This is a genomic window from Pontibacter pamirensis (assembly GCF_010015475.1).
GTDB lineage: Bacteria > Bacteroidota > Bacteroidia > Cytophagales > Hymenobacteraceae > Pontibacter > Pontibacter pamirensis.
Genome location: NZ_SSNI01000001.1, coordinates 480,223 through 491,157, shown reverse-complemented (window position 1 = coordinate 491,157; position 10,935 = coordinate 480,223). Strand labels below are relative to the sequence as shown.

At 47.2% G+C, this 10,935-nt stretch carries 10 protein-coding genes; 5 read left to right on the top strand and 5 right to left on the bottom strand.

The genetic code is table 11. The features are described from left to right. Positions 1–292: 292 nt before the first annotated feature. Positions 293–1,630, bottom strand: coding sequence for an L-fucose:H+ symporter permease (fucP, locus tag E1919_RS02825; RefSeq protein ID WP_162051799.1), 1,338 nt, complete (start codon positions 1,628–1,630; stop codon positions 293–295). A 382-nt stretch (positions 1,631–2,012) separates the two neighbouring features. Here fucP and E1919_RS02820 point away from each other — a divergent pair, with 382 nt between their 5' ends. The 4 genes from E1919_RS02820 to E1919_RS02805 all read left to right on the top strand — a co-directional run bounded on the left by E1919_RS02820 (position 2,013) and on the right by E1919_RS02805 (position 6,052). Next, positions 2,013–2,933 carry a ChbG/HpnK family deacetylase gene (locus E1919_RS02820; RefSeq protein WP_202915830.1) on the top strand — a complete coding sequence of 307 codons (921 nt, stop codon included), beginning with the start codon at positions 2,013–2,015 and terminating at the stop codon, positions 2,931–2,933. After that, the gene (locus E1919_RS02815) at positions 2,930–3,898 is read left to right on the top strand and encodes a nitrilase family protein (protein WP_162051798.1); all 969 of its coding nucleotides are present in this window, start codon (positions 2,930–2,932) and stop codon (positions 3,896–3,898) included. The genes E1919_RS02820 and E1919_RS02815 overlap by 4 nt, the downstream gene beginning before the upstream one ends. Beyond that, positions 3,888–4,484, top strand: coding sequence for a DapH/DapD/GlmU-related protein (locus E1919_RS02810; RefSeq protein WP_237143962.1), 597 nt, complete (start codon positions 3,888–3,890; stop codon positions 4,482–4,484). The genes E1919_RS02815 and E1919_RS02810 overlap by 11 nt, the downstream gene beginning before the upstream one ends. Before the next feature lie 356 nt (positions 4,485–4,840). Continuing rightward, positions 4,841–6,052, top strand: coding sequence for an outer membrane protein (locus tag E1919_RS02805; protein WP_162051796.1), 1,212 nt, complete (start codon positions 4,841–4,843; stop codon positions 6,050–6,052). A 123-nt stretch (positions 6,053–6,175) separates the two neighbouring features. Here the strand turns inward: E1919_RS02805 and E1919_RS02800 are convergent, their stop codons facing one another. Both E1919_RS02800 and E1919_RS02795 read right to left on the bottom strand, forming a co-directional pair. Then, a complete protein-coding gene (locus tag E1919_RS02800) occupies positions 6,176–7,351 on the bottom strand; it encodes an acyltransferase family protein (RefSeq protein WP_162051795.1) in 1,176 nt (391 codons plus the stop codon). Positions 7,352–7,456: 105 nt separating this feature from the next. Then, positions 7,457–8,326, bottom strand: coding sequence for a creatininase family protein (locus E1919_RS02795; protein ID WP_162051794.1), 870 nt, complete (start codon positions 8,324–8,326; stop codon positions 7,457–7,459). Between the two features lie 214 nt (positions 8,327–8,540). On the opposite strand from E1919_RS02795, the gene E1919_RS02790 reads away from it, so the two are divergent. After that, positions 8,541–9,302 (top strand): creatininase family protein, encoded by a 762-nt coding sequence (locus tag E1919_RS02790; protein WP_162051793.1) that lies wholly within the window; start codon positions 8,541–8,543, stop codon positions 9,300–9,302. A 56-nt stretch (positions 9,303–9,358) separates the two neighbouring features. Here the strand turns inward: E1919_RS02790 and E1919_RS02785 are convergent, their stop codons facing one another. Further along, positions 9,359–9,901, bottom strand: a complete 543-nt coding sequence (locus E1919_RS02785) for a TlpA family protein disulfide reductase (RefSeq protein WP_162051792.1) — start codon at positions 9,899–9,901, stop codon at positions 9,359–9,361. A gap of 115 nt (positions 9,902–10,016) precedes the next feature. Then, on the bottom strand, positions 10,017–10,784 hold the full coding sequence (locus E1919_RS02780; RefSeq protein WP_162051791.1) for an NUDIX hydrolase: 768 nt from the start codon (positions 10,782–10,784) through the stop codon (positions 10,017–10,019). Between the last annotated feature and the right edge of the window lie 151 nt (positions 10,785–10,935).

Below are 10,935 nucleotides of genomic sequence, written 5' to 3'. Positions count from 1 at the left end.
AATGTAGCTGCAGAAACATCCAACCGCTCAACCTCGAGGTGCTCCGCTCAACAAACCTGCTCTCCCTGGCTAACTTCTCCAGCTCCTCTTCCTTGAAAAAGGACTGCAGCTGCTCGAGCAACTCCTCCTTGCCTTCTAATAATCCTTCTACACTTACCTCCATCCTGCAAAGCTACAGCTACTTATAGCTTTGCACAACTCCTTAGCCTGACGGCTATGGTCAAAAGACACAGCAAGAGCATAAGGAACTGTATGTTATTAAATAGTTCCTCCTTAAGCTACAGCATTTTTCCTATCCTACCTTCTGAAACGTATCGCTTGGCAATGCTTCCGCCTCACCTCCAGCTTTGTTGATGCTGTTGCGCTCCAGCTTTCCTGAAACAGCAGCATAAATGGCCACCACCGCAAAGCAAACAAGAGGCACGTAAAAAGCCTGGCTGATATCCTGTGTCACATCAGATACATACCCCTGCGCAGAGGTGATAACGGCCCCTCCCAAAATGGCCATAATCAAGCCTGACCCTCCAACTTTCGTATCGTCGCCTAAGCCCCTGATGCCCATGCCGTAGATGGTTGGAAACATTAGCGACATAAAACCGGATATAGCAATCAGGGCATATACACCCAGGAAACCGCTGCCGTAAATAACGACAAGCGTGCAGGCAGCCGCTGCAACAGCGCTTAGCAACAGCAGGATTCTCGGGCTCACATACCGCATCAGCGCCGTGAAAATGAAGCGGGAGACCATAAACAAAATCAGGGCAGCCATATAGTAACTTGAGGCACCGTCTTCATTCAGTTGTACTTCCTGCATCACGTACCGGATAGTATAAGACCAAATGCCAATCTGCGCTCCTACGTAAAAGAACTGCGCTACCACCGCCCACACATAATGCGGCGTTTTCACCAGCCTCCTGAACGTCGGAAGCAGGTCGAGCTTCCCTCCTGCATCGGAGGCCTTGGGCATGTTGGTGAATTTAACGGCGAGCCAGACCACCACCAAGAATAAGGCGGCGCCGACGTAAGGCCCCATCACAGCCGTCAGCTCTTCAGACTGTATCGCCTTCAGCTGCTCCTGGTCCATAGTGGCCCGCTCTTCCGCACTGGAAAGGTTTAACTCAGAAAGAATGAATATTTTACTTAGCAGCACCCCCATAATAGAGCCGATGGGGTTGAAAGATTGTGCCAGGTTCAGGCGCCTGGTGCCTGTTTCCTCCGGCCCCATAGCCACAATGTAAGGATTGGCGGCAGTTTCCAGTATAGACAAGCCCCCGGCCAATACATAGAGGGCAATGAGGAAGTGCCCGTAAGCCATGGTAATACTGGCAGGGTAAAACAGCAGCGAGCCCAGGATGAACAAGCCGAGGCCCACAAGGATACCCGTTTTGTAGGTGTACTTCTTTATCAGGATAGCAGCCGGAAGGGCGAGGCAGAAATAAGCACCGTAGAAGGCCATCTGTATCCAGGAGGTCTGGAAATCAGACATGCTCATGATGCGCTTAAAGGCTGCCAGCAGCGTGTCTGTCATGTTGTTGGCCAGCCCCCACAGAAAGAAAAGGCTTGTGATGAGGATAAAAGGCCAGATGTTCCCGGTTCTGATAAGCGATTTCTTTTTGGTGGCTGTTGTCATGGTCCTTGTTGTTATTAGCTTATGTAGCTGCCTCTGAAGAATTTCCCGGAGCTGGGTAGCGTAAGGTTCTCCCAAATGATGATATAATAATGAATTTTTGTTTCTGAATAGCTTACACAAGAGAAGCCGCTGTTCTAGAGGTCCTCTACCCAATACTTGCGCGAAACAGAAAGAAGCGAAGTCTATTATAGTAATTCCTCACTCATTTTAGCTTTTCCAATATAGGGTTTATTCAGGAAAACTCTAACTTAGCAAAAGACATAAGAAGTATAAGGGGTATAAACACTGCCATCTAGGTCAGGCAATAAGCCATATCACAGGGTATAACCATTAATTTATGTCTCTCTAAACTTCAATAGGCGTTTCACATAATCAAAGACACATGAAAAAGCTGTATTCTATCATAACACTCGCCCTGCTACTGAACCTGTGTATGCTACAACTGGTGCAGGCACAAAAATCACAAACGCCTACCTTGTTATTGCGCGTGGACGACATTGGCATGAATCACGCGGTGAACATGGGTGTAAAGCAATTGGCTGAAACAGGCGTCCCTTTTTCCGCGTCTGTTATGTTTGCCTGCCCCTGGTACCAGGAGGCTGTAGAAATACTGAAAGATCACCCGCAGGTAGCCGTGGGGGTACACCTGACACTGAATGCAGAATGGAAAAATTACCGCTGGGGCCCGGTAGCCGGACGCACTGCCGTACCTAGCCTTGTGGACAGCCTTGGATATTTTCTACCCTCCATCGAAGCTTTTTTGAAGAGTGATTACAAACTGGCAGATGTAGAGAAAGAGCTGACGGCACAGATAGAAAGAGCTTTGGGCACGGGGTTAAACATAAGCTACGTAGACCCGCACATGGGTATGGCCCTGGCAACTCCCGAACTACGCGCGCTCACAGAGAGGCTGGCAAAGAAGTATAACCTGGGCATTTCCAACTACTTTGGCGAGACGTACAAGAGCATGTGGCCAGTAACCGTAGAAACCAAAGCCAAAGAGTTTATGGACTTCGCCAATACTCTGAAGCCGGGTAGCCTGAATGTAGTAGAGTTGCATGTGGCGCAGAGTTCACCAGAGATGGATGTATTGGTGGATATGAACAGCACCCTGATGAACACGAACGACGGCAAGCCAAGAGCCAGTCAGCACCGCCAAACGGAGTTAGACATGCTTGTCTCCCCTGAATTTTTAAAGTTGGCAGATAAAAAGTTTAAGCTTATTACGTATGCAGATTTGGTAAAAGCCAACGGGATCCAAAGCATGAAAGCACCAAGACCACAGTATGAAGAAATAAAATGAGAACACTTAACGTAGCAGTTGCTCAGTTCGAGCCTAAAGACGGCGATAAAGCCTACAACCTTTCTGTTATAGAAGAACTAACAGCCAGGGCAAAAGCCCGTGGCGCCGAAGTCATCAGCTTTCACGAAATGTGTATTACCGCCTATACTTTTCAGAAAGACCTGACGCGGGAGGAGATGCTGGACCTTGCCGAAGAAGTACCTGATGGGGAAAGTGTACACAAGCTTATCCAGCTATCGGAAAAGTACGACATTCCTATTTTGGCAGGCCTGCTTGAGGTGGAAGACGACAGGCTCTACAACACCTATGTGTGCGTAGACAAGAATGGCCTGATAGCAAAGTACCGCAAGATTCACCCCTTCATTAGCAAGTATCTGGAGCCAGGATCTGAGTATGTGGTGTTTGACCTAAAGGGCTGGAGGTGCGGCATCCTGATCTGCTATGATAACAATGTAGTGGAAAATGTGAGAGCCACCTCCCTACTCGGAGCAGAAGTCATTTTTGCGCCGCACGTTACCATGTGTACCCCTTCTTCCATGCCGGGGCGGGGTTATGTGGCAGATGAATTGTGGCAGGCCAGGCACACAGACCCGGTGCCCCTGCGGCTGGAGTTCGACGGTCCCAAAGGCCTTCGCTGGCTGATGCGATGGCTACCGGCAAGGGCCTACGACAACGCTGTATACTATGTATTCTCCAACCCAATCGGGTATGACGGAGAGCATCTAAAGAATGGCAATTCCCTCATCCTGGACCCTTACGGGGAAGTGCTGACAGAAATCAAGAGCTTTGAAAACGAGATTGTCGTCGCCACGCTGACAGATGATAAACTGGAGCTTGCCGGAGGTCACCGCTATAAGAAAGCGCGAAAGCCTGAACTTTACAAAGACATCATCGGGGCAGATCATCGCTCTGAAACAAAGCCAGTCTGGCTGGCAAGTGATGCCCCTGCGTCTGATGATAGATAACTACATAGAAGGCTTCTCCAGCTTTTTTACTGCGCAAAAGCACACTCTGCCCTGGCTCATACCTCAAAGCCTACCTGGCATCATAGATGAAATGATTGCTCAAGTAAATGATAGCTATACAGTAAAAGATGGTATAGCCATTCACCAGACAGCCACTGTAGAAAGGGGCGTTGTGCTGAAGGCACCTGTTATCATTTCAGAAAACTGCTTTGTTGGTGCCAACGCTTATTTGCGAGGCGGTGTTTACCTGGGCGAAGGCGCCACAGTTGGCACCAGTTGTGAGGTGAAAACCAGCATCATTATGCAGAACAGTGCTGTGGCACATTTCAATTTTATAGGAGACAGCATCATCGGCAACAACGTTAATTTTGAGGCTGGCTCCATTGTCGCAAATCATTACAATGAGAAGAAAGACAAACAAATCCGGGTGATGCTACACGGGGAAATCATTGATACGGACGTGAAGAAGTTTGGCGCCTTAGTGGGTGACAACTGCAGAATCGGGGCAAACGCAGTGTTGTCGCCCGGAACAATATTAGCAAAAGATACCATTGTAAAACGCCTGGAACTGGTAGAGCAGGTTTAGCACATAAGTAGTAAGTTAAGCCTGAAGAAATTTTTGTTTGTAACAGTTTTTCTAGCCGTGCATAGTATGTGCGCCTATATGTTTAATATTTTCCCCTCAAACATTGTCCTTCTGTCTTTTGACGCCCGCTTCCTTACAAGGTATAAATTAGTGTAACAGATTAGCCCTGCGAAGGGATTGAAGCAATTGTTCAAGAATAAATTTCTATAAATCCTTATAGTTATATATCTTGAAGGCTTAATATAAAAATCGCTCTATCTCATTCTCTGTAGTCTATGAAACCCCATTTTCTTACATTGCTTTTTCTCTTCCTTCTGCCTTTACTATCTGTTGCCCAGTCAAATTATAAACCTGGTTTGGTAGTCACAACACAGGGAGATACGTTGCGAGGTTTTATAGATTATAGAGAGTGGGATATAACCCCTAAAACAGTCTCCTTTAAGACCTCTGAAGACAGTGGAAAAGCACAGGAGTTTAATGCCGCCAGCGCCAGCTATTTTGAAGTAACTGGCATGGAGATATACAGGGGCTTTGAAATTCCCATCTCAATGGACAGAGTGGATATAGACAACCTGTCGCGTGGAGTCCCGGACAGTAAATTCACAACAGCTTATATCTTCCTCAAAAGGCTCCAGGATGGAGCCAAAGTGTCTCTGTACTCCTACAAAGACGACATTAAGGAAAGGTTCTTCTTACTAGAAAAGGGGGAAGAAAAACCTAGGGAACTGCTCTACAGAAGATACTATGATACCAGGAACAACACCAGAATTATAACGCAGCATGCTTATGTAGGCCAGCTGATGAATGCGGCAAGGCACAATGGCTTACTAACCGACAAACTACAGCGAGAAATAGAGGCTGCTGCCTATAAAGAGAAAGATCTGCTTCGGGTAGTAAGCAAGATAAATGGGCGTAATGGCGAGGAGCGTGAGATGTACAACCAAGGAGGAATAGGTTTTAGGCTATTTGCAGGTCTCGCCCTCAGTAGAGGAACCTTGGAGGTTGAAGGCAAGAACCCTTTTACTGATGCAGAAGAAAACCCCGCCTCTTACATGCCACGATTAGCATTTGGTGCTGATGCCTTCTTAAATAGGAACGTACAACAGCTTGTATTCAGATTAGAGGCAGGATTAACGCAGGGCAGCTATTATATGAAGACAAATGAGACGTCTGGAGGCGGTTCTTATTATGATCTGACATACGATCTGAAACAGCGAACAGCTTCTCTCATGCCCCAGTTGGTTTACAACTTTTATAACAAAGATAATTTAAAGCTCTATGTAGGCGCAGGCTTTGCCTTTAACTACTCCACTTACTCCGGAAACGTCTATCACAGGAAATACATAAACCCAACCCTTGACTTTGAAACACTATATGAGACAGCTGACTACCAGGAACTGTCTCCCTCCTGGTCTACCTACACCCTGAGAGCCGGAGTAGTCGTGAACAGAAAGTATGAAATATCGGCCCTATACTTAGCTCCGAACTCAATAACCAAGTACACCAACCATGCCGTAACAAACGGCTCTTTGAGTCTTGGCATTAACTACCTGTTCAGAGATAAATAGTATTGTAAGACGCTGTATCACCCGTACCTTATGCTGTAGGAAGCATTGAACTTCAGGAACAGCAAGTTTGATAACGCCACCTGCTTTGCCAAACTTGCTGTTCCTGAAGCTGTGGCGAACTAGTTACACCTTAACATACACCCTCTTCTTATCCATCCAATACCCGATGCACCACAGCAGGAGCATATAAGACACAGCAAACAGCAACGAGGCATTGTTATCAGAAAGCCAAGTCAGGTATAGATTTTTATAGATCCAGCCGTTCAGGCTTTGGCCGTCTATCCTGGTAAGGCTCATGAGTCTTATCAACACACCAGACAGGATGTAAATAAACAGCGGATTCCGGCCAAACACCTCAAAAAAGTAGGTCCACCGCTTATAGTTGGCCACTTCAATCACTAACATGAGCACAGACAGAATGAGCAAGTCCAGACCAACGGTATATATTACGTAAGAGCTTGTCCAGATAGGCTTGTTGATAGGGAAGAAAATATCCCAGACAAGCGCCACCACAATAAAGGCCGCTGCCGATAAAGCTAGCTTATATACAGTGCCCATATTATTGCCCTGCCGCTGTATGTATAAGCCTGCCAGGAAACCTGCGATTACGTTCACCACGGCTGGTAAAGTACTCAGCAATCCTTCTGGATCGAAAGGTATCCCAAAGCCTTTGTATAAGTTTTCAGCAGGTAAAAGTAACCTGTCAAACTTCAAGGCAGCATTACCTTCCAGGCTGTAAGGGTCAGGCTGATTACCGAAGAAATACATAATAGCCCAATAAGAAAGCAAGGCGATGACGGAGAAAATGATGGCTCCCTTTACTTTAAAGTAATGCACCACCAGCGCCGCTATACCATAGCAAAGAGCAATTCTTTGCAAAACTCCCATTATCCGGATGCTGGAGAAGTCAATCAGCGTTAGTTCGCCGGCAGCATTGCGGGTAACAAAAGGAAAGGTGTTTAGCAGGAGGCCCAACAGGAAAATCAGGGCTGTTCGTTTAAAAACCTTTTTCAGGAACACGCTATCCTCCTGCTTTTCAAACTTCCGCATACTGAAGCTCATAGCATTACCCACCACAAACAGGAAAGTAGGAAAAACAAGGTCTGTCACCGTAAATCCATGCCAGGCGGCATGCCGGAAAGGCGCATAGATAGTTTGCCAGCTTCCGGGGGTATTCACCACTATCATCAGGGCAATGGTCATACCCCGCAGCACATCAAGCGAGAGATAGCGCTGCCGGGTTGTCTCCTTTAGCAGCCCATTGTCGGCAACTGTACTGGCTGTAAAAAGTTTATTCATGTGTTTAACTTAGCTGATACTGTTTTACACTTTCCCTCCAGGCTCTCAGGATAATATGACGTTGGCTGAAGGTGGTTAGCTTGATTTATGAAGAAGAGCCGCTTTTTACTTCAAAACGCCCACTTTATCTACTCTGTCAAAGTATTCCTTCTGCAGTTCCAGTGTCTTTGTGTCTGATTTAACCGCTTTCAGTGCCTTCGTTAGCGCCTCCACTTTGTTTTCGGTTAGCAGTTTACCTAACTCTTTTGAAGCTTTTTCTCCCTCACCGGCATAATGGTTCGGGTAGCTGGCATACCACCAGATACCGGTATAGAGGTTAGGAAGTGACGCCAAACGTTTCTGGTTTTCACCGGATTCCTGTGTGGCCCGCTCCTGCTTTACAAGGTCAGGGCGCAGGTACAGCAGTGAGGATGTTTCGTTTTCGCCACCATGCTGGTCGCCGGCCGGGTCGGACTTACGCATCTTCCTCACCTTCTCTGCAAAGGCTGGTTCCTGAACCGGGTCAAAAAAGTACACGGCATAGTCCCGGCGATTCTCCAGCTGCGACTGCACGAAGTAGCGCAGCAATTGCGGATTTCCGCCATGCCCGTTCACTATCACAATTTTATTAAAGCCGTTTCTGGCAATTTCCTTCACGGTAGCATCCAACAGGTCCCAGACTACCCTGCTTGGCAGCGCAAATGTTCCAGGCTGCTGCTGTGCTTCGTACACCTGCCCATAGAAGTAATCAGGAAACACCACGGCATACTCGTTCTTTGCAGCACGCGCCGCCCATTCCCGGACATGAATCAGGTCAGAGCCAAGGGGAGCGTGCATTCCGTGCTTTTCCAGAATACCGATAGGCAGAATACAAGTCCGGTTCGATTTTTCCAGCGCCTTCGGCCAGTCGCTGGCGGTAAGTTCATCCCAGCGCACAGGAATCTCCTGTGCAAAAGCAGTAGTTGAAAAGAATAAAAGAAGAATTAGTAGTCTCATATGTTGCTTTTATGTGATGGTGAGATAATTTCTCAATCAATATAACATGTTTCCCCTTTTACTGCTACTCTTTCCGGGCTTTTGTCTCTAAATTAGTGGAGACTGCTGTGCATGCTACACTTATGTTTATGAAAGTGTATATACAGGACTACAAGCAAAAGCACTAGCCAGGAGCCACTACTACTAAATAAAAATAAAACCTAAAAGCCCGCTTATGAGACCATACATTTTAGCAGAGACAAACTGGAAAGACATACAGAATCAGAAATTTGATGTGGCTGTTTTACCCTGGGGTGCAACCGAAGCGCACAACTACCATTTACCTTATGGCACTGATATCATTGAGGCAGACAACATTGCGGCCGAAGCAGCCCGCAAAGCATGGGAGGCCGGGGCAAAAGTGATTGTGTTGCCCACCATTCCTTTTGGGGTGAATACCGGGCAGACAGATATCCTGCTGGACATCAACATGAGCCCCAGCACGCAGGCAGCGGTGCTGAACGATGTGCTCGAGGTGCTGAACAGGCAGGGAATTCATAAGCTACTTGTACTGAACAGCCATGGTGGGAACGACTTCAGAACGATGATCCGGGAGTTGGGACTGAAGTACCCTGCTATGTTTATCTCAAGCTGCAACTGGTTTCAGTCGCTGGATAAGAGTGAGTTCTTCGAAAACCCCGGCGACCACGCTGATGAAATGGAAACAAGCCTGCTACTGCACCTGCGCCCTGACTTAGTGCTGCCGCTGGAGGAAGCCGGTGAGGGACTTGACAAGAAACCTAAAATAAAGGCTTATAAAGAAGGTTGGGCATGGGCGGAACGTAAATGGTCGCAGGTAACAGAAGATACGGGCGTAGGCAACCCAAAGAAAGCCACTAAAGAAAAGGGAGAGCGATTCTTTGAAGCCGTAACCGATAAGATGAGTGGATTGTTTGTTGACCTCGCAAAGGCAAACCTAAATGACTTGTACGAATAGACAAGCAGACAGCAGCCTGAAGAAACCAGAAGTTCCTTCAGGCTGCTGTTTTACTTTTAAAGGGCGCTTATTATTTCCTCTATAGGAGTTTCCCCAATAAAAGAACCTACTAAACGACCTTCCTCTGAGTAAATAAATACAGATGGTGCCTCCACTGGCCCTAAGGTATGAATGATATCGTTTACAGAAGCCTGCGCAAAATAAATATTGTTTTTATCTGCCAGGTCATACTCCCGGGCAAACTGGCTTAGCTGTGGTAAGCCTGCGTCAGACACAAAATATATGGTGTAATCCTCAAAAGCTTCTAAGTTTTCCCGTATCTGCACGGTTTCACGCTGGCAGTGGTCACAGTCCGGCCGAAACAGCACCAGAACAGTTTTCCCTTCCAGGTCCTTTGCCATTAAACTGGAGCCATCTAAACGGGTGAGGGACATCATAGGAAGATCGTTTGGCACAACTGCTGCAGTAGTTGCTGAAGGTGCTTCCTCTGCTGCCGGCGCTGTTTCCCGGGTAGCAGACTTACTGTTCAGGTTATCAATGAAAAAAATAAGCAGCAGCACCAATACAACCCCCGCTATAATATATATTCCTTTTTTCATACAGGTTTATATTTTGCTTACCAAGCTGTAAGTCCTGCTATAACATTTTTCCGTGCCGTCAGTTCAAAAAAGATCATCTCAGGGTCGGAAGAGCTGCGTGTTAGTAAAGTGGTTTCTACCAGCCCTGCTGTAACCCATCCTGAAGCGCAGCCGCATATTTCTCCTTATCAAAAGAATACAGGTATGGAGCTTTATGTGCCACACCACGCTTGCGCTCCTCCAACCTATCCAGTATACCATAGCCCAGCATTTTCCGCTGGAAATTACGGCGGTCCAGCTGTCTGCCTAAAATAGTCTCATACAGCCTTTGTAATTCCGGCATGGTAAACTTTTCAGGCAGCAGGTTATAGCCGATAGGCTGGTCGTTGAGTTGTTTCCGCAGTGTCTCCAGCGCTTGTTGTAGAATGTGGACATGGTCCATGACAAGCGTTGGCATGTCCTGCAGGTCCCACCAGGCACAGGCCTCGGAGGTAACATCAGGGCGGGGCACGGCACTTGAGAAATTAACCAGCGCATAATACCCGACCGTAATAAAGCGCTGCAGGAACCAGTGGTTCTCGCGTGCCTCCAGGCCTAATGACACCAATAGTTCCTTATTCAGTTGCCTGTCGGAGCGCGAAGGACTGCCAAACGTATGAAACTGGCGGAGAAAGATGTTACCAAGACCCGTGCGCGACTGCAGCACCCGCACAGCGGCATGCTCCACCTCCTCTTCTTTATACACAAAGCCACCCGGCAGCGCCCACTTGTCCGCATGCTTCATTTTAAGGAGCAAGACCTTCAGCTGGTTATCATGAAACCCGAATATCACACAGTCAACAGAAAGGCCCGGATGAAAGAGTTCTTCCCCGTGTTGCAGTATATTTTCTACTTCTTCTTCCACTTTTGATTGTTTTTGAATTTAAGTAAGAGCGTGTTTAAAACTTATCCTTTGTGCTGCAAACTGCCAAAAAAAGTAAACTGGCTTCACCGTTTTCTCGCTTCAGAGAGCTGCTATGAAGCTCTAAAACCATTTCATCAGAACCCTTTTTGGT

Excerpts from the sequence above, each read along its gene's own strand:
- E1919_RS02795 (WP_162051794.1), bottom strand. The coding sequence starts at position 8,326 with ATGAGACTACTAATTCTTCTTTTATTCTTTTCAACTACTGCTTTTGCA.
- E1919_RS02790 (WP_162051793.1), top strand. The coding sequence starts at position 8,541 with ATGAGACCATACATTTTAGCAGAGACAAACTGGAAAGACATACAGAAT.
- E1919_RS02785 (WP_162051792.1), bottom strand. The coding sequence starts at position 9,901 with ATGAAAAAAGGAATATATATTATAGCGGGGGTTGTATTGGTGCTGCTG.
- fucP (WP_162051799.1), bottom strand. The coding sequence starts at position 1,630 with ATGACAACAGCCACCAAAAAGAAATCGCTTATCAGAACCGGGAACATC.
- E1919_RS02810 (WP_237143962.1), top strand. The coding sequence starts at position 3,888 with ATGATAGATAACTACATAGAAGGCTTCTCCAGCTTTTTTACTGCGCAA.
- E1919_RS02800 (WP_162051795.1), bottom strand. The coding sequence starts at position 7,351 with ATGAATAAACTTTTTACAGCCAGTACAGTTGCCGACAATGGGCTGCTA.
- E1919_RS02815 (WP_162051798.1), top strand. The coding sequence starts at position 2,930 with ATGAGAACACTTAACGTAGCAGTTGCTCAGTTCGAGCCTAAAGACGGC.
- E1919_RS02820 (WP_202915830.1), top strand. The coding sequence starts at position 2,013 with ATGAAAAAGCTGTATTCTATCATAACACTCGCCCTGCTACTGAACCTG.